The sequence below is a fragment of the Acidovorax sp. IB03 genome (assembly GCF_016406015.1).
Taxonomy (GTDB): domain Bacteria; phylum Pseudomonadota; class Gammaproteobacteria; order Burkholderiales; family Burkholderiaceae_C; genus Acidovorax; species Acidovorax temperans.
In genome coordinates, this window is sequence record NZ_JAEFCH010000013.1 from 36,187 (window position 1) to 58,283 (window position 22,097).

At 61.7% G+C, this 22,097-nt stretch carries 16 protein-coding genes; 11 read left to right on the forward strand and 5 right to left on the reverse strand.

The features are described from left to right. Nucleotides 1-25 precede the first annotated feature (25 nt). Both IHV84_RS09570 and IHV84_RS09575 read right to left on the reverse strand, forming a co-directional pair. Nucleotides 26-511, reverse strand: a complete 486-nt coding sequence (locus tag IHV84_RS09570) for a peroxiredoxin (protein WP_044397955.1) — start codon at nucleotides 509-511, stop codon at nucleotides 26-28. A gap of 201 nt (nucleotides 512-712) precedes the next feature. Further along, nucleotides 713-1,090 (reverse strand): Mth938-like domain-containing protein, encoded by a 378-nt coding sequence (locus IHV84_RS09575; protein WP_198846693.1) that lies wholly within the window; start codon nucleotides 1,088-1,090, stop codon nucleotides 713-715. 146 nt (nucleotides 1,091-1,236) lie between these two features. Between IHV84_RS09575 and IHV84_RS09580 the strand changes: the two genes are divergently transcribed. From IHV84_RS09580 to IHV84_RS09630, 11 genes are all read left to right on the forward strand, one after another. After that, the gene (locus IHV84_RS09580) at nucleotides 1,237-2,472 is read left to right on the forward strand and encodes a pyridoxal phosphate-dependent aminotransferase (RefSeq protein WP_044397957.1); all 1,236 of its coding nucleotides are present in this window, start codon (nucleotides 1,237-1,239) and stop codon (nucleotides 2,470-2,472) included. Between the two features lie 98 nt (nucleotides 2,473-2,570). Then, complete coding sequence (locus IHV84_RS09585) at nucleotides 2,571-3,905, forward strand: homoserine dehydrogenase (RefSeq protein WP_198846694.1); 1,335 nt, start codon at nucleotides 2,571-2,573, stop codon at nucleotides 3,903-3,905. 73 nt (nucleotides 3,906-3,978) lie between these two features. Beyond that, a complete protein-coding gene (locus IHV84_RS09590) occupies nucleotides 3,979-4,293 on the forward strand; it encodes a response regulator (protein ID WP_198846695.1) in 315 nt (104 codons plus the stop codon). A gap of 19 nt (nucleotides 4,294-4,312) precedes the next feature. Further along, nucleotides 4,313-5,758 carry a threonine synthase gene (gene thrC / locus IHV84_RS09595; RefSeq protein WP_044397961.1) on the forward strand — a complete coding sequence of 482 codons (1,446 nt, stop codon included), beginning with the start codon at nucleotides 4,313-4,315 and terminating at the stop codon, nucleotides 5,756-5,758. A gap of 192 nt (nucleotides 5,759-5,950) precedes the next feature. Beyond that, a complete protein-coding gene (mobB, locus tag IHV84_RS09600; protein WP_066691965.1) occupies nucleotides 5,951-6,508 on the forward strand; it encodes a molybdopterin-guanine dinucleotide biosynthesis protein B in 558 nt (185 codons plus the stop codon). Continuing rightward, entirely contained in the window at nucleotides 6,505-7,755 is a 1,251-nt protein-coding gene (gene glp / locus IHV84_RS09605; protein WP_198846696.1) for a gephyrin-like molybdotransferase Glp, read from the forward strand. Before mobB ends, glp begins: the two co-directional genes overlap by 4 nt. Continuing rightward, nucleotides 7,752-8,003, forward strand: coding sequence for a molybdopterin converting factor subunit 1 (gene moaD / locus IHV84_RS09610; protein WP_198846697.1), 252 nt, complete (start codon nucleotides 7,752-7,754; stop codon nucleotides 8,001-8,003). Before glp ends, moaD begins: the two co-directional genes overlap by 4 nt. Before the next feature lie 265 nt (nucleotides 8,004-8,268). Continuing rightward, a complete protein-coding gene (locus IHV84_RS09615) occupies nucleotides 8,269-11,151 on the forward strand; it encodes an SNF2-related protein (RefSeq protein ID WP_142083648.1) in 2,883 nt (960 codons plus the stop codon). Nucleotides 11,152-11,285: 134 nt separating this feature from the next. Beyond that, the gene (locus IHV84_RS09620; RefSeq protein WP_198846698.1) at nucleotides 11,286-13,274 is read left to right on the forward strand and encodes a site-specific DNA-methyltransferase; all 1,989 of its coding nucleotides are present in this window, start codon (nucleotides 11,286-11,288) and stop codon (nucleotides 13,272-13,274) included. A gap of 20 nt (nucleotides 13,275-13,294) precedes the next feature. Beyond that, complete coding sequence (locus tag IHV84_RS09625; RefSeq protein WP_233099932.1) at nucleotides 13,295-14,353, forward strand: YhcG family protein; 1,059 nt, start codon at nucleotides 13,295-13,297, stop codon at nucleotides 14,351-14,353. Further along, on the forward strand, nucleotides 14,350-17,118 hold the full coding sequence (locus tag IHV84_RS09630) for a DEAD/DEAH box helicase family protein (protein ID WP_198846699.1): 2,769 nt from the start codon (nucleotides 14,350-14,352) through the stop codon (nucleotides 17,116-17,118). The genes IHV84_RS09625 and IHV84_RS09630 overlap by 4 nt, the downstream gene beginning before the upstream one ends. Before the next feature lie 83 nt (nucleotides 17,119-17,201). Here the strand turns inward: IHV84_RS09630 and IHV84_RS09635 are convergent, their stop codons facing one another. From IHV84_RS09635 to IHV84_RS09645, 3 genes are all read right to left on the reverse strand, one after another. Continuing rightward, nucleotides 17,202-18,050: a C13 family peptidase gene (locus tag IHV84_RS09635; protein WP_198846700.1), complete on the reverse strand. Its 849-nt coding sequence runs from the start codon at nucleotides 18,048-18,050 to the stop codon at nucleotides 17,202-17,204. A 386-nt stretch (nucleotides 18,051-18,436) separates the two neighbouring features. Beyond that, the gene (gene mdoH / locus IHV84_RS09640; RefSeq protein WP_233099933.1) at nucleotides 18,437-20,446 is read right to left on the reverse strand and encodes a glucans biosynthesis glucosyltransferase MdoH; all 2,010 of its coding nucleotides are present in this window, start codon (nucleotides 20,444-20,446) and stop codon (nucleotides 18,437-18,439) included. Between the two features lie 38 nt (nucleotides 20,447-20,484). Next, nucleotides 20,485-22,053, reverse strand: a complete 1,569-nt coding sequence (locus IHV84_RS09645) for a glucan biosynthesis protein G (RefSeq protein WP_198846702.1) — start codon at nucleotides 22,051-22,053, stop codon at nucleotides 20,485-20,487. Nucleotides 22,054-22,097 lie beyond the last annotated feature (44 nt).

Consider the following 22,097-nt stretch of genomic DNA (forward strand, 5'->3'; position numbering starts at 1 on the left):
AGGGTGTTGCCAATACAAGTGCCGATCAGGCAGCTTTTTTGAGGGCCTTGATGGATTTCACGGCCTTGAGCACTTCGTCCACATGCCCGGGCACTTTCAGGCCGCGCCACTCTTGCAGCAGCAGGCCATCAGGGCCGATGAGGAAGGTGCTGCGCTCAATGCCCTTGACCTTCTTGCCGTACATGATTTTGTTCTTGACCACGCCGAACATGTGGCACATTTTTTCTTCGGTGTCTGCGATCAGTTCGAAGGGCAATTCCAGCTTTTCCTTGAAGTCGTCGTGGGACTTCATGTTGTCGCGAGAAACGCCAAATACTGCAGCGCCAGCCTTGGCAAAATCTTTGTACTTGTCGCGGAACTGCATGGCTTCAGTGGTGCAGCCGGGCGTGTTGTCCTTGGGATAGAAGTACAGAATCAGAATCTGGCCCGTGTGGGAGGTGTTAGAGACTTTGATCCCGCCGGTCGCGTTGGCTTCAAATTCAGGGAGGGGTTTGTTGACAACGATCGCCATATCACTTCAATCTCTCAGGATGTAGTCGTTGATAAGCCGGGGGAGCGGGTGTGTTATTGTTTTTGGTGGTGCCCCCGACCGCAACCCGCGATTTTACTCTGAAAATGCTACAAGACCAAATGCAAGGCCTGTATGTATGCACAGGTCTTCATACATTGGTCATCTCGTTGTGCTGGGTTTGGCTGATCGCAGGCGCCCTGCTCAGGCGCCGGTTTCAAGAATAAGTGCCGCCACTACATTGCGGCCCTCGCCGGCCAGGATGTTGTAGGTTCTGCATGCGGCTGCGGTATCCATCGTCTCCAACCCCAGCCTTCTCGCCATCAGAGGCTGCAGCCATGCGGGGTTGGGAAACCGGTTGCGGTTGCCACTTCCGAAGATGATCAGTTCGGTGTCGAGTGTGGCCAAGTGTTCGAAGTGAGCGGGTGTCAACTCTTCAAAGCGCGAGCAGTTCCACGGCTGCAGGAGCCCCCTCGAGCCCACGATCAGGCTCTGGGTGTGCTTTTCGCCATCCACGCCAATCCAGCCGGGGCCATATCCGTGGATGGTTTGGGCGTCGGAACGGTCGGGCTGGAATTTCATGGTGTGCCTGAGTGCGAGGTGCGTCGTGTGCCTTGGCTGGCGGGACACCTGGGGAGTGGGTGGGTTCTGAACTGTGGTCAAATTATAGGTTTCGCCAAGGCACGCCGTGCCTGGGTTGGCCTTTGTCCCCGTCATTCCCGCCCGCCATGAAAACCGTTCATAAATCCGCCAAGCTTGCCAATGTTTGTTACGACATCCGGGGTCCCATCATGGACGCGGCCAAGCAGATGGAGGAAGACGGTCACAAGATCATCAAGCTCAATATTGGCAATCTGGCGGTCTTTGGTTTTGATGCCCCCGAGGAAATCCAGCAGGACATGATCCGCAACCTGCCCAACTCGGCGGGCTATTCGGACAGCAAGGGGATTTTTGCCGCGCGCAAAGCCGTGATGCATGAAACCCAAAAGCAGGGCATCAAGGGTGTCACGCTGGATGACATCTACCTGGGCAATGGGGCCAGCGAACTGATTGTGATGGCCACCAACGCCTTGCTGGACAACGGCGACGAATTGCTCCTGCCTTCGCCCGACTATCCGCTGTGGACGGCGGCCGCCAGCCTGTCGGGGGGCACCCCGGTGCACTACTTGTGCGATGAGGCCAATGGCTGGATGCCGGATCTGGACGACATCCGCGCCAAGGTGACGCCCCGCACCAAGGGCATTGTGGTCATCAACCCCAACAACCCCACCGGTGCTTTGTACTCAGAAGAACTGCTGCGAGGCATTCTGGCCATCGCACGTGAGCATGGCCTGGTGGTGTTTGCGGACGAGGTGTACGACAAGGTGCTGTACGACGGTGCCAAGCACACCGCGCTGGGCTCGCTCAGTGAAGACGTGCTCACGCTCACCTTCAATTCGCTGTCGAAAAGCTACCGCTCGTGCGGCTACCGCGCTGGCTGGCTGGTCGTCTCCGGCGACAAGAAACCTGCCAAGGACTACATCGACGGTTTGAACATGCTGTCGAACATGCGCCTGTGCGCCAACGTGCCGGGGCAGTGGGCCATCCAGACTGCGCTGGGCGGTTACCAAAGCATCAACGACCTGGTGTGCGAAGGCGGTCGCCTGCGCAAGCAGCGCGATCTGGCGTATGAGCTGATCACTGCCATCCCGGGCGTTACCTGCGTGAAGCCGCGCGCCGCGCTGTACATGTTCCCCCGCCTCGATCCTGCGGTGTATCCGATCAAGGACGACCAGCAGTTTTTCCTGGAGCTGTTGCAGGAGACCAAGGTCATGCTGGTGCAGGGCACCGGCTTCAACTGGGGCGCGCCAGACCACTTCCGCATCGTGTTTCTGCCCCATGAGGACGATCTGCGTGAGGCCATTGGCCGCGTGGCCAAGTTCCTGGAACAGTACCGCAAGCGCAGCCAATTGGCCGCTGCGTAATGTGAACGGGCCGCAGACGGGCCCGCGGGAACGCGTGACCATGGCGCTGATGAAGAGCGCCGAGTGAATTACCGATTAAGAGCAAAAAAGTTATGACCATGAAACCCATCCAAGTAGGCCTGCTGGGCATCGGCACCGTCGGCAGCGGCGTGTTCAACGTATTGCAACGCAACCAGGACGAAATCAGCCGCCGCGCTGGCCGGGGCATTGAGATTGCCATGGTGGCTGATCTGGATGTGGAGCGCGCCAAGAGCGTGGTGGGTTCGAAGGTTCATGTGGTCAACGACGCCCGTGCTGTCATTGCTAATCCTGACATCGACATCGTGATCGAGCTGATCGGCGGCTATGGCGTGGCCAAGGCGCTGGTGCTGGAGGCAATCGCCGCCGGCAAGCATGTGGTCACTGCCAACAAGGCCTTGCTGGCCGTGCACGGCACTGAGATTTTTGCTGCGGCATCTGCCAAGGGCGTGATGGTGGCGTTTGAAGCTGCCGTGGCTGGTGGCATTCCCATCATCAAGGCGCTGCGCGAAGGTCTTACGGCCAACCGCATCCAGTGGATTGCCGGCATCATCAACGGCACCACCAACTTCATCCTGTCCGAGATGCGCGACAAGGGCCTGGACTTTGACGTGGTGCTCAAGGAAGCCCAGCGCCTCGGCTACGCCGAGGCCGACCCGACCTTCGACATCGAAGGCGTGGACGCCGCGCACAAGGCCACCATCATGTCGGCCATCGCTTTCGGCATTCCGGTGCAGTTCTACAAGGCCTATGTGGAAGGCATCACCAAACTGGGTGCGGCCGACATCAAGTACGCCGAGCAACTGGGCTACCGCATCAAGCTGCTGGGCATCACCAAGCGTGCCGAAAAGGGCATTGAGCTGCGCGTGCACCCCAGCCTGGTGCCTTCCAAGCGCCTGATTGCCAATGTGGAAGGCGCGATGAACGCCGTGGTGGTGCAGGGCGACGCCGTGGGCACCACGCTGTACTACGGCAAGGGTGCGGGCTCTGAGCCCACCGCCAGCGCCGTGATCGCCGACCTGGTGGACATTGCCCGCCTGCACACCGCCGACCCTGAGCACCGCGTGCCGCACCTGGCCTTCCAGCCCCACACACTGACCGATGCCATGGGCGCCCTGCCCGTGCTGCCCATGAGCGAAGTGGTGACCAGCTACTACCTGCGCCTGCGCGTGGCCGATCAGGCGGGCGTGCTGGCCAAGGTGACGGGTCTGCTGGCCGAAGCCGGTGTCAGCATCGACGCCGTGCTGCAGCGCGAGGCCGATGAAGTGGGCGGCGAAGGCTCCACCCAGACGGACCTGATCATCCTCACGCACGACACCCGCGAAGGCACCATGGATGCCGTCATCGCCCAGATGCAGGCGCTGCCCACCGTGCTGGCCCCCATCACCCGCATCCGCAAGGAAGAGCTGAACTGATCCCACCCCGTGGCAAGGCCGCGCACAGCGGCTGACCCGCGGGCATTGACGGCAATCTCCATGCGCACCCGCCATGCCCACCCTGGTTGCAGTTCTCACCTTGGTCGCTTTGCTCAAGCTGTCCAACGTGGACATGCCGCGCTGGCATCTGGCCTTCTGGTTCGGTGTGTTGGTGGGGGCGGCGCTCATGGGGCACATGCCCCGGCTGCACGCGGTGTGGCATGGCCTGCTGAGCTTTGTGCAGGCCTGGGTGTACTTTGTGTTGCTGGACCGCACCGACAACCGCCTGGACCGCGTGTGGCACTGGCTCATCCTCATCGGGGGCTTCGGTCTCATCATCATGGCGCGCATGCTCATCGACATCCGCGCCTACGGCATCAGTTTTTGAACCCTCACGGGACCCTCTCATGAAATACCTCAGCACGCGCGGCCACGCAGACCGCAAACAGTTCTGCGACATCCTGCTCGAAGGCCTGGCGCCCGATGGCGGTCTGTACTTGCCCGAGCACTACCCGCAGGTGGACGACGCCATGCTCACGCGCCTGCGCAAGGCGTACCATGAACAAGGCTACGCCGAGCTGGCCTTCCAGATCCTGTCGCTGTACATCGACGACATTCCGGCGGCCGACCTGAAAGCCCTGTGCGCCAAGACTTATACCGCCGAGGTGTTTGGCACCGGCGAGATCGTGCCCCTGCGCCACCTCGAAAACAGCCTGTGGCTCGAAGCCCTGTCCAACGGCCCCACGCTGGCCTTCAAGGACATGGCCATGCAGCTCTTGGGCAACCTGTTCGAATACGAACTGGGCCGCCGTGGTGCCGAGCTGAACATCCTGGGCGCCACCAGTGGCGATACCGGCAGCGCGGCCGAATACGCCATGCGCGGCAAGAAGGGCATTCGCGTGTTCATGACCAGCCCGCACGGCCGCATGAGCCCCTTCCAGCAGGCGCAAATGTTCAGCCTGCAGGACGAGAACATCCACAACATCGCCATCGAAGGCGTGTTCGACGATTGCCAGGACATCGTCAAGGCCGTCTCCAACGACCTGGAGTTCAAGCGCAAGTACAAGATCGGCACCGTCAACTCCATCAACTGGGCGCGCCTCTTGGCGCAGGTGGTGTACTACTTTGCGGGCTACATCCAGGCCACCGAGACCAACGACCAGAAGGTCAGCTTCACCGTGCCCTCGGGCAACTTTGGCAACGTCTGCGCAGGCCATGTGGCGCGCATGATGGGCTTGCCCATTGCCAAGCTGGTGGTGGCCACGAACGAGAACGACGTGCTCGACGAGTTCTTCCGCACCGGCGTGTACCGCGTGCGCGGCAGTGCCGACACGCACGAAACCTCCAGCCCGTCCATGGACATCAGCAAGGCCAGCAACTTCGAGCGCTTTGTGTTCGACCTGCTCGGCCGCGACGGTGCCAAGACCAAGGCGCTGTTTGGCGATGCGCTGTCGCAATCGGGCCAGTTCGACCTGAGCCAGGACCCCCGCTTTGCCGACGCCGCCGCCAAATACGGCTTTGAAAGCGGCAAGAGCACCCACGCGGATCGCCTCGCCACCATCAAGGACAACTACCAGCGCCACGGCGTCACCATCGACACCCACACCGCCGACGGCGTGAAGGTGGCGCTGGAACACCACAGCGACGCGAGCGTGCCCATGATCGTGCTGGAGACGGCGCTGCCCATCAAGTTCGCGGCCACCATCGAGGAAGCCCTGGGCCATTCGCCCGAGCGGCCCGCGAAGTTTGAAGGCATTGAAGCCCTGCCCAAGCGCGTGCAGGTGATGCCCGCTGATGTCACCCTGATCAAGGCCTACATTGAGCGGCACTGCGCCCCGGCCGTGTTGGGCTGAAGGCAGTTTTTCAGAGTGCCACCGCCTTCAGCCCCAGCGGGCTGCTGGCGTGTGTGGGTAGTGATATGAGTCAAAAATGCCCCTGGCGCTTACTGGATAAGCGCTAGCAGCTATAAATAGCATAGCGGTGTCTGTTTGCGTTGCGGTGCCACTGGTTGCCCGCACGGACAGGTGCCCACCAAGGAGCATGGGATGAAGGTTGTAGGCTTTGCCGGGTTCTCCGGCAGTGGCAAAACCACGTTGGTAGAGCAATTGATTCCCGAGCTGCGCCTGCGCGGCCTGCGGGTGTCGGTGGTCAAGCATGCCCACCACAGCTTCGATATGGACCACCCCGGCAAGGACACCTACCGCCACCGCGAGGCCGGTGCCTTTGAGGTGGTGGCGGCGTCGGACAAGCGCCTGATGCTGGTGCGCGAGTTTGAACAGCCCGCCGTGCTCAGCGTGCACCACCTGCTGGCAGAGTTGTACCAAGGGGTGGACTGGGTGCTGGTGGAAGGCTTCAAGGAAAGCGATCTGCTCAAGATCGAAGTCTGGCGCGCGCCAGAGCCCGGCAAATCTGAGCGGCCCGTGCGCTACCCGGAAGACGGCTTTGTCGTGGCCATTGCCACCGACGCTCCTGACCAATTGCCCGAGCCCACCCTGCGGCCGGTGCTCGATTTGAACGCTCCCGCCCAAGTGGTCGATTGGATGTTGCAGAACGCCGATCGCTTTGAATACGACTGGGAAATGCACGGAGAAACCCTGCGATGAACGCCCCCCAGAAACCCCGCTCGCCCCTCAAGCCCCTGGATGAAGCACTGGCCGACCTGCTGGCCCACGCGCAGCCGCTGCCGGGGCTGGAGACTGTAGACACCTTCAACGCCGACGGGCGTGTGCTGGCGCAAGACTGCGTGTCGGCCCTGCACGTGCCGCCGCAAGACAACAGCTCGATGGACGGCTACGCCGTGCGCCTTGCCGATGTGGCCGCTGTGGGCGTGGTGCTGCCCGTGTCGCAACGCATTGCTGCGGGCAGCGCTGGCGAGCCGCTGGCTGCTGGCACGGCCGCCCGCATCTTCACCGGCGCGCCGGTGCCCGAGGGGGCTGACGCCATCCTGATGCAGGAAGACTGCGAAGCGCTGGCCGTGGCTGAAGGCCTGGGCCAGGTGCGCATCAATGCCGTGCCGGCTGCCGGGCAGTGGATTCGCCGCGCCGGCGAAGACATCACCCAGGGCGCGGTGGTGCTGCAGGCAGGCACGCGCCTGTCGCCCGCCGAGCTGGGCCTGGCCGCCAGCATTGGCATGCACCAGCTGCAGGTGGCGCGCCGCCCGCGTGTGGCCTTGTTCTCCACCGGTGATGAACTCGTTATGCCCGGTGAAGTGCCGCCCGAGCAAATGCGCCCCGGCGCGATCTACAACAGCAACCGCTTCTTCTTGCGCGCCATGCTGCTGCGCCTGGGCTGCGAGGTGACGGACTTCGGCATCGTGCCCGACCGGCGCGAGGCCACCATCGAAGCCCTGCGCCAGGCAAGTTGCGACCACGACCTGATCCTGACCAGCGGTGGCGTGAGTGTGGGCGAGGAAGACCACATCAAGCCCGCCGTGGAATCGCTGGGCCGCCTGGACTTGTGGCAAATCGCCATGAAGCCCGGCAAACCCTTCGCTTACGGCACTGTGGGCAAGGCGCATTTCATGGGCCTGCCGGGCAACCCGGTGTCCAGCTTCGTGACCTTTGCCGTGCTGGTGCGGCCCTTTGTGCTGCGGCTGCAAGGCGTGCGCGATATTGCTCCTAAAAAAATAGCTGCCACCGCCCGATTTGATTGGCCCAAGGCCGATAAACGCCGTGAATTTCTGCGGGTGCGCCAGCACCCCGATGGCGGGCTGGAGCTGTTCCACAACCAAAGCTCGGGCGTGCTCACCTCGGCGGCCTGGGGCGATGGCCTGGTGGACAACCCCGCAGGCCAGACCATTGCGGTGGGCGACACCGTGCAATACCTCGCTTTTTCGGAGCTGCTGCAATGAAGATCACCGTCCGCTACTTCGCCTCCATCCGCGAGGCCATCGGCCACGGCAGTGAGTCGGTGGACACCCCGGCCACTACTCTGGGCGCGCTGCGTGATGAACTCATCGCCCGGGGCGGCGCCCACGCCAGCAGCCTGGCCCGCGGCCGCGCGGTGCGCATGGCGCTGAACCAGAACCTGAGCGACGAAGCCGCCGCGCTGGCCGACGGTGCCGAGGTAGCTTTTTTCCCGCCCGTGACGGGCGGGTGAGGGGGGGATGCGCGGGCGGGTGCCAGTGGGTATCGTCGCAGGTTGACTCAACACCCCCGGCTACAAAGGCGGCTTGGCGGATAGATTCAGGCACTCGCGCCATGTGGTGGATCAGGCACGAACCGCATTGAACCGCTCACTGAGGGTCGTCGATGCGCTGTGCAAGGCGCCGATAAGCTCAACCCGAGCGGATATTTCAAGGTCAAAGCGGCCTGCGCAGTGGCGACCCCTCCGATCTGATTGGGCACCACCAAAGAGACGTTGCATGACATATTCCGGCGAACACGACATCCAGGTTCCGCACACCACAGCGCATCACGCCAAGTACTTTGCGTGGGAGCTGACGCGCCGTCGTGCTGCATCTGAAGAAGACCGCCTGGCCCAATCGCTTTTCGATGCCAGTGTGGACCTAAACCCCCACCAGATTGACGCAGCCCTTTTTGCCCTCAACAACCCCCTGAGCAAAGGCGTGGTGCTGGCCGACGAAGTGGGGCTGGGCAAGACCATTGAAGCCGCGCTGGTGTTGTGCCAGTTGTGGGCCGAGCGCAGGCGCCGCCTGCTGGTGATTTGCCCAGCAGCCTTGCGCAAGCAGTGGGCGCAAGAGCTGTCAGATAAATTCAACCTACCCGCAGAGGTGCTGGATGCACGCACCTGGCACCGGCTTCGTGAAGGCGGTATTTACGACCCGTTGGACCGCGACGTCATCAGCGTCATGTCCATCCACTTCGCCGCCCGCATGGAAGCCCAGTTGGCCGCCGTGCCGTGGGATGTGGTCGTCATCGACGAAGCCCACAAACTGCGCAACGCCCACCGCAAGAGCCATGAAACCGGGCAAGCGCTCAAGCGTGCATTGGGCGGCCGCAAAAAATTGCTGTTGACAGCGACACCTTTGCAAAACTCCTTGATGGAGTTGTACGGCCTTACCTCGCTCATTGACGAAGAAATCTTTGGCGACGAGCGCAGCTTTCGCTCGCAATACAGCAGTATCGATGGCGACATCCAGTCTTTGCGCCGCCGCCTGCAGCCCTTCATCAAGCGCACCCTGCGCCGCGACGTGCTGGAGTACGTGCCGTACACCCAGCGCCATGCACTCACCACGCCGTTCTCCCCCTCAGAGGAGGAAGTCCGGTTTTACGAGCTGATCTCCGCCTACCTGCAGCGCGACTTCAGCTACGGCTTCCCAACCCGACAAAAACACTTGGTCGGCCTCATCTTGCGCAAGCTGCTGGCTTCTTCCACCGAAGCCGTAGTGGCCACGCTGGATGCCATTCGCACCCGGCTGCAGCGCCTGCTCGACAAACAGACCATCGACGAAGAGTGGATTCAACAACTCATTGAAAACGAAGACCTCGACGAAGATTTGTTGGAGGAAGATGACCCGGTTGCCTCGCAAGCCGACGGCACACCGCCCGTGGACTACGCCCTGGTGCGCGAAGAGCTGGCCGAGCTGGACGAATACCTACGCCTTGCCCGCAACATCCGCGAAGACCAAAAGTCACACGCGCTGTTGTCCGCGCTGCAACAGGGCTTTGAGCGCATGGGTGCCATGGGCGCGGCCCGCAAGGCAGTCATCTTTACCGAGTCCCGCCGCACCCAAGACTACCTGGCCCGCTACTTGGAGGCCCATGGCTATGCGGGCAAAGTTACCCAGTTCAGCGGTGGCAACCAAGGCCCCGCATCCACCGGCATCTACCAGCGCTGGCTGGCCCAATACACTGGCAGTGACCGGGTGACCGGTTCCCCCGCCATTGACCGCCGCACCGCGCTCATCGACCACTTCCGCCAAGAGTCAGAAATCCTTATCGCCACCGAAGCTGCGGCCGAGGGCGTGAACCTGCAGTTCTGTTCGCTCGTCGTCAACTACGACCTGCCCTGGAACCCCCAGCGTGTGGAGCAGCGCATTGGCCGTTGCCACCGCTACGGCCAGCGGTTCGATGTAGTGGTCATCAACTTCTTGAACCAGCGCAATGCGGCTGATCAGCGCGTGCTGGAGCTGCTGCAAGACAAGTTCCACCTGTTCGACGGCGTGTTTGGCGCGTCGGACCAAGTGCTCGGCCAAATTGAGGGCGGCATCGACTTTGAAAAGCGCATTGCTGAAATTTACGACCGCTGCCGCACCCCTGCCGACATCGACGCCGCCTTTGCGCAGCTCCGCACCGAGCTGGACGCTGATATCCAAGCCCGCATGCAAGAGACCGAAAAACTCTTGCTGGAGCACTTTGACGCCGACATCCACGACCTTCTGCGCAGCCAGAAAGAGCGCGCCGAGAGCCAGCTCGACCGCGTGACCCGCTTCTTCTGGTGGCTCACGCAGTACGTGCTGGCAGGGCAGGCGCGGTTTGACACCGCAAAGCTGGGCTTCGAGCTGCAAACCCCGCCCGTAGTGCAAGCGCCCGCAGGGGTTTACCAACTCATCCGCAAGGGCGAAACCCCGCCCGAGCACGCCCGCATCTACCGCCTGACCCACCCGCTGGGCCAATACGTGCTCGACACCGGGCGCAACCTGCCAGCGCCCCTGCAAAGCCTTACCTTCCACTACGGCAGCCACAAACCCCGCATCAGCATGGTGGAGCGCCTGGTGGGTCAAAGCGGCTGGATGCAGCTCAGCCTGCTGGAGCTGGACAGCTTTCAGCACGAAGAGCACCTGGTGTTCACCGGCATGACCGACACCGGCGAAGTGCTGGATCAGGAAAGCTGCGAAAAGCTTTTCTACCTGCTGGCCACCACCACCGACCTGCAAGCCAGCCCACCCATGGAGCTGCAGGCCAATGCCCAGCGCCAGCTTGAGGCCACCCTCAGCCGCGCGTTGGAGCTCAACGACCAGTTCTTCCAGCAAGAGCGCGACAAGCTCGAAGCCTGGGCCGACGACCGCATCGCCTCTGCCGAGCAGGCCCTGAAAGACACCAAGCTCAAGCTCAAAGGCCTGAAACGCCAGGCCCGCATGGCCCTAAGCATGGAAGACGCAGAGCGCCTCCAACGAGACATTGGTAGGACCGAATCCGAGCAGCGCCGCCAGCGGCAAGAGATATTTGCTGTGGAAGACGAAATCGAAGCCCGGCGCGACGCGCTCATTGCCGCTCTGCAAAAGCGCCTGCACCGCGCCAGCCGCAACCAAAGCCTGTTTGTGCTGCGCTGGAGCGTGGTGTGACGTGTCGCCAAAACCCGAAAATATCGACACGTTTTCGCCATATGTCGATGCCGCGTACATGTACCGCACACCCCATTAGCCACGCCAGACTTGCGCCACATCCCGAATACACCTGCCAGCACCCATAAGAAGCTATGACCAACACCGCCCACCTCACCGAACTCGGCCACAGCCCCGACGCACTGGCCCAGCGCCAGGCCGACCTGCTGGCCCTGCTGCGCCAGACTGCCCCCGAAGTGTTGAGCGACAACCAAATCAATATTGAAAAACTCAAAGAGCTGCTGGGCGAAGAGCGCATAGCGCCAGCGGAGCACTACGAGCTGAACTGGGCCGGCAAAACCGAAGCCCGCCGTGAAATACAAAAAACCAGCAGCCACACCCTGCGGCCAGACGCCAACAACCCGGCCCACGCCCAGCACATGCTCATAGAGGGTGAAAACCTGGAAGTGCTGCGCGTGCTGCAAAAAAGCTACTACGGCAAGGTCAAGATGATCTACATCGACCCGCCGTACAACACGGGTAACGACAGCTTTGTGTACCCCGACGACTATTCAGAAACGCTGGACGAATACCAAAAACGCACGGGCGAGAAAAGCGCTGAAGGGTATTTGAACAAGCAAAGCCTGTGGAAGAAAAACAGCAAGGAAAGCGGCCAGTACCACAGCGCGTGGCTGAGCATGATGTACCCGCGCCTGTATTTGGCGCGAAACTTGTTGCGTGATGACGGGGTTATTTTTATTTCGATTGATGACAATGAAGCGGCGAACTTAAAAGTCTTATGTGACGAGGTGTTCGGTGAGGGAAACTTTCTCTGTCAATTTGCATGGCGTACTGACGGAAATTTCGACAATCAGGCGAAGTTTAAGCGCTGCCATGAGTACATATTGGCTTATGCAAAGAAAGAAGATTCGTTTCCCCATCCGATAACTGTCGATCCGAATACACCTAGTGACAGCAAAATTTTCCGACCAGAAATTAGAAATACGATCGTAAAGAACGGTCCCAAAAACCCAACAAGTGAGGTGACTCTACCTAAGGGATTCCCCGCGGCATTTCGAGTTGGCACGATAAAGCCGAGGCAAGATGCATGGCCGCATATTTTGGATGAGATTGTTGTGGTGGATGGACTATTAACTAGAGATGCCCGAGTTTTTAGCGGGTGGAGTTCCAAAGATCTGCTTGAGGAATTCATCTCAAATGGATGCAACACCGTTGATGATTCAAAAGGTCAGGCAACTACATTTGAAATTATTGAGTCGGGGGCTATTGAGGCGGTCAAGGTTCGTGGTTCTCCAAGTCATGTAATTTCTGTGCTGACAGGATTCGGTGGGCCGCAAAAGGCCACTGCAAGTCTTCAGGCTTTGGAAGTTCCGTTCACTGACTATCCAAAGCCCGTTGGGTTGATTAGATATCTGTCCCGTATGGTCAGTGGAGATGACTTCATTTCAATAGATTTTTTTGCTGGTAGCGGTACTACAGCAGAGTCAATCATGGAGTTGAATGCAATAGATGACGGCAACCGCCAATGCATCAGCGTGCAAATGCCCGAAGTGCTGGATGAAACCAGCGAAGCCTACAAAGCGGGTTACCGCACCATTGCCGACATTACCCGCGCCCGCATCGACAAGGTGATTGCCAAACTCAAAGCCGAGCACCCCGATAAAACCGCTGATTTGGCCTGCGCCCATTTCACGCTGGCCCCGTCCAACTTCAAGGTATGGCGTGGCGATGTGGGCAGTGCCGACGCGCTGCGCGAGCAGTTGGCCTTGTTCCAAAGCGCCGAAAAGGCCGGGCAGCCCCAAGCCACCGACGCGCAGACCGCCATGCTGACCGAGCTGTTGCTCAAGCACGGCTTGGGCGCACTGGGGGTGCATGCAGTCAGCGCACCTAAGCAGGTGGCGGGGGTGACGGTACACCGCGTGCTCATGCCAGACGACAAAGCCATGTGGCTGTGTTTTGACACGTACACCGATGCGCTGAAGGACGAAATAGTCAAAGCCCAACCCGCGCAGGTGGTGATGCTCAACTCGTGCTTTGTGGGTGACAAAGCGGATGAGCAGTTGTCCAATTTGCAGTTGGAGCTGGGTGCGCCTGGGCGGGGTATTGGCCTGACGGTGATTTGAAAGGGGCCATGATGAAGCCCATGCATGCATCCGGTGACGCCGCCCCTGCTTTGTTGAACGATGTGCGCCAGCTCATTGAGCAGGCGCGCGCGCATGTGGCCAGCGCGGCCAACAGTGCGCAGACCTTGCTGTATTGGCAGGTGGGTGAGCGCATCCGCCGTGAAGTGTTGGGCGAGGCCCGCGCCGACTATGGTGAACAGATTGTGTCGACGCTGTCGACACAATTGGTGCAGGCGTATGGCAGAGGGTTTTCTGAAAAAAGCCTTCGGCGCATGATTCAGTTCGCAGAGGTGTTTGCTGATGCACAAATTGTCGCGACACTGTCGCGAGAATTGAGCTGGAGCCATTTCATTGAAATCTTGCCGCTCAAGCAGCCGCTGGAGCGCGAGTTTTATGCCGAGATGTGCCGCATTGAGCGCTGGAGCGTGCGCACCCTGCGCGAGCGCATTGGCAGCCAGTTGTACCTGCGCTCGGCCGTTGCCAAAAAGCCAGAGGGCGTGATTGCCAAAGAGCTAAGCCACCTGCGCGAAGGCGGGCAGATAACCCCTGATTTGGTGTTTCGCGACCCCTACATGCTGGACTTTTTGGGCCTGCCCGATGGCTACAGCGAGCGCGACCTGGAGAGCGCCATCCTGCGTGAGATGGAGCGCTTTTTGCTGGAGCTGGGGGCAGGTTTTACGTTTGTGGCGCGGCAAAAGCGCATCAGCGTGGGGGCGGACGACTTTTATCTGGACTTGCTGTTCTACCACCGGCACCTGCGCCGCTTGGTGGCGGTGGAGCTGAAGCTGGAGAAGTTTTCCCCTGCGCACAAGGGGCAGATGGAGCTGTACTTGCGCTGGCTGGACCAGAACGACCGTGCCGAGGGCGAGGCTTCGCCCATTGGTTTGATTTTGTGCGCCAGCGCCGACCGCGAGCAGGTGGAGCTGATGGATTTGGACAGCGCCAACATCCGCGTGGCGCAGTACCTGCACGCCTTGCCCGATGTGCAGGTACTGCAAGCGCAGCTGCACCGCGTGGTGCAACTGGCGCGCGAGCGGCAGGCCCGGCTGGCCCCGCCCGATAACAAGGATGAGACATGACGATGAAGTTGCAATTTGCCCACCAGGACTACCAAAAGAAGGCAGTCGATGCGGTGGTGAAAGTGTTTGATGGCCAGCCACTAGCCAAAGGCGACTTTGCTCTGGCTGTGCAGCAAGGCAGCGTGGCCTATGCGGGGGACGGCAGCATTGGCAACGCGCTGAAGCTCTCGGACGAGCAACTGCTGGCCAATGTGCAGGCGGTGCAAAAGGACAATGGCTTGGAGCCATCTGCCACTTTGGCCGAGTCTCGCTCAGACAATGGCAAAGAGGTGTTTTGCCCGCTGAATTTCACCATTGAGATGGAAACCGGCACGGGCAAGACCTACAGCTTCATCAAGACGATGTATGAGCTGAACAAGGTGTACGGGTTCAAGAAGTTTGTGGTGGTGGTGCCCAGTGTGGCCATACGCGAAGGCACCATGAAGAACCTGCAGATCACCCGCAGCCACTTTGCAGCGGACTATGCCAATGTACCCTGCGTGCCGATTTTGTACGACAGTACCAAGCTGACAGACTTGCGCCACTTTGCGCAGAGCGATGCGCTGAGCGTGCTGGTCATCAACATTGACAGCTTTACCAAAGACAACAATAAGATCAACCAGAAGGGCGAAAAGGCGTTTGCGCCCATTGAATACATCCGGGCGGTGAACCCCATCGTCATCGTGGACGAACCGCAAAACTTTGAGACCGATGTACGCCGCCGCGCGCTGTTTGACTTGAACCCGCTGTGCACGCTGCGCTACTCGGCTACGCACAAGAACCCCTACAACCTGCTGTATTCGCTCAACCCCGTGCAGGCGTATGACCTGGGGCTGGTGAAGCAGATTGAGGTGGACGGCGTGCTGGCCGATGAAGACCACAACCAGGCCTTTGTGGAGCTGGTGGGCATTGAGGCTCGCCCTGCTTCTGTCAAGGTCAAGGTCATTATTGATGTGAATGGCAAGACGGGCCCCAAGCGTTCCGAGTTGACCCTGAAGCTGGGCGATGACCTGTATGCCAAGTCTAAGCAGCGCGATGTTTATGAGGACGGTTACATCCTGAACGAAATCCGGGCAGACGACGGGGAGATTGAGTTCTCTGGTGGGCGGGTGATTCGCATCCACCAAGCCCACGGGGGGCTGGCTGACGATGTGATGCGCTTCCAGATTGAGCGCACGGTGGCGGCGCACTTTTCCAAGCTCAAGAACGTGCAGCCCATTGGTGTGAAGGTGTTGAGCCTGTTTTTTATCGACAAGGTAGCCAACTACCGGGCGTATGACGAGGATGGCAATGCCACCTTGGGCAAGTTTGGTGTGTGGTTTGAAGAGGCGTTCAACAAGTACGCCAGCATGCCCAAATACCGTGGGCTCATTGCGCACAGTGCCAGCGAGGTACACAACGGCTATTTTTCGGGCGACAAGAAGGGCAAGGGTGTGAAGGCCAAAACGGTGTGGGTGGATACATCGGGCACGGTAGCCAAGGACGACAGCACCTACCAGCTCATCATGAAAGACAAAGAGCGCCTGCTGAGCGCGGATGTGCCCTTGCAGTTCATCTTCAGCCACTCGGCGCTGCGCGAGGGCTGGGACAACCCCAATGTGTTCCAGATTTGCACGCTGAACGAGACCAAGAGCGCCATGAAGAAGCGCCAGGAAATCGGGCGTGGTCTGCGCCTGTGTGTGAACAAGGATGGTGAACGTGTGCAGGACAAGCGGGTGAACGTGTTGACGGTCATACCCAACGAGAGCTACGAAGCCTTCGCCAAGGCGCTGCAGCAGGAGATTGAGGACGAAACTGGTGTGAGCTTTAGCGGGCGGGTGAAAAATGCCCGCGCCAAGGCGCGCATCAAGCGCAAAGCCTTGTCCGCCGAGGAGGAAGCGCTGTTTCAGGCCATTTGGAAAAAGATCAACTACCAGACCTCCTATAGCGTGACGCTGGATACCCCAGCGCTGATTGCGGAGTGCGTCAAAGCCCTGGGTGACTTGAAGCAATACCCCAAAGTGCGGCCGCCCAAGATACGTGCTGACAAAGCAAAGATCATCATGCGCAGCGAAGGGGTGGAGGGGCTGCACATTGGTACCGGCGACACCGACGCCAAGGTGTATGGCACCACGGTGCCTGATGTGTACGCGTACATCCAGAACCGGGTGCACCTGTCGCGGTCCAGCATCTTTGCCATTTTGGACGGCTCAGGGCGCTTGGGCGAATTGCTGGTCAACCCACAGGCATTTCTGGATACTGCCATTGCGGCCATGACCACTTGTTTGCAGGCGCTGATGGTCAAGGGCATCAAGTACAAAACTATCAACGGGCGCCAGTATGAAATGAGCCTGTTTGACGAAGAGTTGGAAACGTACTTGAGCAGCGTGTACCCGCCCGCCAATGACGACCTGACCACGCCAGTGGATAAAACCTTGTTGCAGGCTCAGCCCGTGGATGAACAAAAAGCACCTGTGGGTGATGCATTTACCTGTGTGCTGAGCGAGAGCGACACCGAAAGCCAGTTCGCCCATGACTGCACGGTGGATGAACGTGTGAAGTTCTTCTTCAAGCTGCCCAGCCGCTTCAAGGTTGCTACCCCTTTGGGCAGCTACAACCCCGATTGGGCGGTGGTGCTGGAGAACGACGAGCGGGTGTACTTCGTGGCAGAAACCAAATCCACCACCGTGCGCGCTAACCGGCGACCGGCGGAGAATCTGAAAATCGACTGCGCGCGGGAGCACTTCGCGCTGGCAAACGACTTGCAGTTCAAGGATGTGACGAGCTTGAATGAGTTGATGGGCTGATGGGCAGGCGCGCAGGGCTATTGCGCATTGAGCAAAGCCCTGTCAGTTTGTGCGCCGACCGTTGGGGCTGTTTCGACCCCGGCTCAGCGGGCTTGCAGCCAGCTCTTGAGCGGCTGGCTGGCCCAGGCCTTGGCTTCGTCCCCCACAAACATCTTGGGCGCCGATGACGCCAGGCGCTTGCGCTTTTCCTGCGCCTGGATGGACTTCTGGGCTGCGCCCATCCAGTCCGTGATCGACAACTGCTCGGCGCCTGCCTGGTTGAACAGAGCGTCGGCAAAGAAGGTGTATTCGCCGGGGTACTGGCATTTGAAAGAAGCCTTGTGCACATCGGTGGCCGTCAGCACAACGCGGTTGGGCGCGCGCAGGGGCTCCAGAAAGGCGCCGCTGTAGCAGGCAGACAGCACGACCAGCGTGGGCGTCTTGGCCAGCGGGGCCAGCGCATCGCTCAAGCCCCGGGCGGTGATGGGCGCGGCGTTTTTGCCTGCGATGTTGATGTTCAGCGTGCCGGGGTTGGAGTGGGTGGAGATCAGCAACATCACCCGGTCTTGCGGCCGGGCCACTTCGGCCATCTTGGTCATCACCAGTTCAAAGTTTTCCAGCGTGGCTTGGGGCCAGTCACTGGGCTGGTCGCGCGCGGGGTTGGCCAGCTTCAGGATGAGGGCGTTGGGGTCCATCTTTCTGGCCAGTTTTTCGGCGGCCAGCACATCGTTGCGGAAAGCCTTGGCCTGCGAGTGCAAGGCAAAGCCCGCGAAGATCAGCCGGGGTGGGGGCACGGGGGCGGGCGCTTCGGCCACAGGCGCTGGTGGCGGCGGTGCCATGGGCTCTGGTGCAGGCTCGGGGGCGGTGGCGCAGCCCGCAGCCAGCAGGGCGGCCCACAAGGCTCCAGCAGAAAGAAGGCCCCGCCGGGAGGATGCTGTGGCAGTGGAGAACATGGTGGTGGTTTTGCGAAGAATGGTGAATGGAGGCAGGGCCTGCAGGGTTGCCGGTGCGGTGGCATTCGGTTGATCTGGCCCGGCGTTGCCCTGAGCCCTGCAGGGCTGGCTGCGGTGGCCAGTGGCAGGCCGTGCGGGCTGTCGGGGCCGTATCGTACGTGACGGGCACAAGGCGCTGAGTTCCCAGTCACAGGCGTTCTTACAAGCCTTTTAGGCGTTTGAGGCATGCGGGGTAGGCGCAGCAAGCTATCAAATAAATAGCAGAAAGCAAAAAAGCCGGTGCATGCACCGGCTTCAAGGATGTGTGGCATTTGTCACAAAACCACCAACGGGAGGGAGGCGAGGGCGCATAGAACGGATGTTCTTGGCCTCGCTCACGGCTTGGATCAGGCCATGGCCCCTGCGGGTGCCAGGCCAGGCCCCGGCTGCGCCAGCCTTTGGGCATGGCGCCAGGCCCGGCGCAACACCGGGGGCGACCACGCCTCTTCGGGAATAAGCAAGAAGCGCTGCGCCCGCATCGACCGGCCCAGGGCGATCTGGCTGGTGATGACGGCCATGGGAATGGCCAGGGCCAGCGGCACCCCCACGGGCGCCAGCCACAGCAGGGCACCGCTGTCGATGGCGCCAATGCCCGCCGCCAGCAAGGCAATCACGCCGGTCATGGGGGCCAGCTGCGCCATGGCGTGGCGCCATGGAACGGCTTGCGCCTCGCGGGGCGGAGACTTCCAGTCCAGCGCAATGCCCGTCAGCGCCACCAGCACAAACAGCGAATGGGCCAGCATGCGCACAGGGGCCTGCAGCAGTGCCAGCATGCTTTCGAGTAAGGCGCTTTTCAGCAGGCTCCAGCCGCCGCCATACTGCTGCTGCTCACGCCGCATGAAGACGGCCAGCACCCCCAGCACGCGGGGCAGGAACAGCATGCTCAGCGTCCAGGCCCACAGCGCCAGCAGTTCGGTGGGCAGGATGTGCCAGTCGGTCAGCACTGGCGCGTCAGACACCCACAGGGCGGTGCCCAGCGTCATGAAGGCCAGCCACAGCGGGGCGGACAGGTAGGCCATGGCGCCCGTCACGAACATGGAGCGGTGCACGGGGTGGATGCCGGGCTCGGCCATCAGGCGTGCGTTTTGCAGGTTGCCCTGGCACCAGCGGCGGTCGCGCTGCAGTTCGGCCAGCAGGTCGGGCGGTTGCTGCTCGTAGCTGCCCACCAGGTCGGCCACCAGCCACACGTGGTAGCCCGCGCGGCGCATGAGGGCGGCTTCCACAAAGTCGTGGCTCATGATGCCGCCCGCCAGGCCCCCTTTGCCGGGGATGGGCGCGAGCGCGCAGTGCTGCATGAAGGGTTCCACGCGGATGATGGCGTTGTGCCCCCAGTAATGCGATTCACCCAGTTGCCAGTACTGCATGCCCAGCGTGAACAGGCGGCCGGTGACGCGCGAGGCGAACTGCTGCGCACGCGCGTGCAGCGTGACGTGGCCAATGGCCTGCGTAGCCGTCTGGATGATGCCTGCCGTAGGGTTGGCTTCCATGAGCTTGGCCATGGAGACGATGCAGTCGCCGCTCATCACGCTGTCTGCGTCCAGCACCACCATGTAGCGGTAGTCCTTGCCCCAGCGGCGGCAGAAGTCGGCCACATTGCCTGCCTTGCGGTGGGTGCGGCGCTTGCGCAGGCGGTAGTACACCTGCACCTGCGGCTGCTGCGGGTTGGCAGCCAGTGCCATGCGCAGGTCTTCCCAGGCGGCGCGTTCTGCGCGGGCAATGTCGCTGTCGTAGCTGTCGGACAGCACGAACACGTCAAACGTCTGCCCGTGGCCGGTGGCCGCCACCGATTCGCAGGTGGCGCGCAGCCCGGCAAACACGGTGGCCACGTCTTCGTTGCAGATGGGCATGATGATGGCGGTGCGCGCCTCGGGCGACAGTGCGTGGTCCGCCACGCTGCGGGCCGAGAGCGAATGCTTGTCGCCGCGCAGCATGACCCAAAAACCCATCATCCCGGTCATGAAGCCGGACACCACCCAGGCCGAGAGCAGGGCAAACAGGGCGATCTGCCCCCAGCCCAGCCATGCACTTTCATACGCGGGCTGCACCTGGGCAAACAGCACGCTGGCCAGCACCGTGCTGCACAGCACCAGCAGGACAAAGGTCCAGCGGCGGCGCTGGGCGGCGGCCTGCCAGGGCTGGGCCGGGGCGGCGGGTTCTGCGCCTTCTACTCGGGGTGTGCGGCCTGTCAGCGCGCGTGCCACGCTTTTCCAGAAACCCTGCCACGGCAGCGCAGGCATCGATCCGCGGTGCACCGGGGGCGCCGTCACGCTGTTGGGGTGGCGCACTTCGCGCACGGGGCTGCGCGCAGCGGTGGCGTGCGGGTCAAGGCTGCGGGGAGCTGTGTGGGGGTGATGCATCGGCGGCTCCTGTGTCTGCAAACGGGGTGCACTCGGGCCTACTCGGGAAGAATGACGTGGGTCCATGTTTCGCTCACAGCGTGTTGGAGGTGTTGAAGAAAGGCTCGCAATTCAATGGGCTGGTCTTTGCGCAGGCGCTCCACGCGCAGCGTCATGCGCCACTGGCCGGTGGCTGGGTTGCGGTACACGCCGCTTTCCAGCACGCGGCCGTTGGCGTCGCTGGTCACCACTGCTTTGACGGGTGCGTCGGCCTTCAGGTCGTGCAATGCCGGGCCGGTGAAATCGACCACGTACTGCACCTGCGTGCGCAGCGCTTCGGCGCTTTGCTGCGTGTAGCCCACGCCTTTGCGCGACTGTGTGGCCCAGGCGCTGGGGGGGCGTTGCTGCTCATCGCCTTGCCATGCCAGCTCGTAGCTGACTTCCAGCGGCGTGCCGGGGGCGGGTAACTGCTGCGGCACCCAGTAGGCAACCACGTTGTCATGGGTTTCGTCGGGCGTGGGCAGTTGCACCAGTTCCACACGGCCGGGGCCCCAGTGGTGCAGGGGGCGCACCCAGGCGCTGGGGCGGCGTTCGTAGCGGGCTTCCACGTCTTCGTAGCTGCTCCACTGCCGGTCCCGCTGCATCAGCCCGAAACCCTTGGGGTTGGTGGTGGCGAACGACGTGACCAGCACCTGCCGGGGGTTTTGCAGCGGGCGCCACAGCCATTCGCCTTCGCCCGTGGCCACCATCAGGCCGTCGGAGTCATGTACCTCGGGGCGGAAGTCGTCCTTGCGCGGCTGGTTTTCACCAAACAGGAACATGCTGGTCAGCGGCGCAATGCCCAGCGTCTTGATGGGGCCTGCACTGCCGCCGCGCACAAAGATGCGCGCACGCACAGTGGTCACCGTCTGCGCACCCGGCTGAATGTCGAAGCGGTAAGCCCCGGTGGCGCGGGGCGAATCCATGAGCGCGTACACGGTGGCCTGCGTGTCGCCGGGTTGCGGGCGCACCAGCCAGAACTCGGTAAAACGTGGAAATTCCTCGCCCTTGCCGCCCACGGTGTCAATGGCGAGGCCCCGTGCCGACAGGCCGTACTGCTGGCCCGCGCCCAGTGCCCGGAAGTAGCTGGCGCCCTGGAAGACCACCAGCTCGTCCTTGTACGCGGGCGAATTCAGGTGGTGGTGCAGCCGAAAGCCTGCAAACCCCAGGTCGCCCCAGCTTTGGGGCTGCACCTTGTTTTTGCCATAGTCAAAGTCGGCCGTGCGGTAGGGGATGTGGCGCGTGCCTTGGGGCGACACCTCGTTGATGAGCACCGGCTCACGCTGGTACAGACCGAGGTGGAAGAACATGGCCTCAAACGGCAACTGCTCGGCACGCCACAGGGCGCGTTCGGGGCGCCAGCGAATGTCGCGCACCTGGTCGTAATTCAGCGCGGCGAGCGCAGGGGGTAGGCGCCCATCGGCAGCGCTGTAGGGCTGCGCCGCACGCTGCTTGGCCAGCTGGGTGATGTGGTCCAGGTCCACCATCTGCGCGTGGACACCCGAGGCCATGAGCGCGGCACACAGTGCCACGGCACGCAGCCCCACCCGGTGCGGGCGCGAAAAAAAGGAGGAAAAAACAGCTTGCATGCCAGCACTAGGGCAAACCCTGTGCCAGCTTGAAAAAACGCTTT

Coding starts and splice junctions, on each gene's coding strand:
- IHV84_RS09625 (WP_233099932.1), top strand. CDS start 13,295: ATGCATGCATCCGGTGACGCCGCCCCTGCTTTGTTGAACGATGTGCGC.
- IHV84_RS09615 (WP_142083648.1), top strand. CDS start 8,269: ATGACATATTCCGGCGAACACGACATCCAGGTTCCGCACACCACAGCG.
- IHV84_RS09570 (WP_044397955.1), bottom strand. CDS start 511: ATGGCGATCGTTGTCAACAAACCCCTCCCTGAATTTGAAGCCAACGCG.
- glp (WP_198846696.1), top strand. CDS start 6,505: ATGAACGCCCCCCAGAAACCCCGCTCGCCCCTCAAGCCCCTGGATGAA.
- mobB (WP_066691965.1), top strand. CDS start 5,951: ATGAAGGTTGTAGGCTTTGCCGGGTTCTCCGGCAGTGGCAAAACCACG.
- IHV84_RS09635 (WP_198846700.1), bottom strand. CDS start 18,050: ATGTTCTCCACTGCCACAGCATCCTCCCGGCGGGGCCTTCTTTCTGCT.
- thrC (WP_044397961.1), top strand. CDS start 4,313: ATGAAATACCTCAGCACGCGCGGCCACGCAGACCGCAAACAGTTCTGC.
- IHV84_RS09585 (WP_198846694.1), top strand. CDS start 2,571: ATGAAACCCATCCAAGTAGGCCTGCTGGGCATCGGCACCGTCGGCAGC.
- mdoH (WP_233099933.1), bottom strand. CDS start 20,446: ATGCATCACCCCCACACAGCTCCCCGCAGCCTTGACCCGCACGCCACC.
- moaD (WP_198846697.1), top strand. CDS start 7,752: ATGAAGATCACCGTCCGCTACTTCGCCTCCATCCGCGAGGCCATCGGC.
- IHV84_RS09580 (WP_044397957.1), top strand. CDS start 1,237: ATGAAAACCGTTCATAAATCCGCCAAGCTTGCCAATGTTTGTTACGAC.
- IHV84_RS09590 (WP_198846695.1), top strand. CDS start 3,979: ATGCCCACCCTGGTTGCAGTTCTCACCTTGGTCGCTTTGCTCAAGCTG.
- IHV84_RS09575 (WP_198846693.1), bottom strand. CDS start 1,090: ATGAAATTCCAGCCCGACCGTTCCGACGCCCAAACCATCCACGGATAT.
- IHV84_RS09645 (WP_198846702.1), bottom strand. CDS start 22,053: ATGCAAGCTGTTTTTTCCTCCTTTTTTTCGCGCCCGCACCGGGTGGGG.
- IHV84_RS09620 (WP_198846698.1), top strand. CDS start 11,286: ATGACCAACACCGCCCACCTCACCGAACTCGGCCACAGCCCCGACGCA.
- IHV84_RS09630 (WP_198846699.1), top strand. CDS start 14,350: ATGACGATGAAGTTGCAATTTGCCCACCAGGACTACCAAAAGAAGGCA.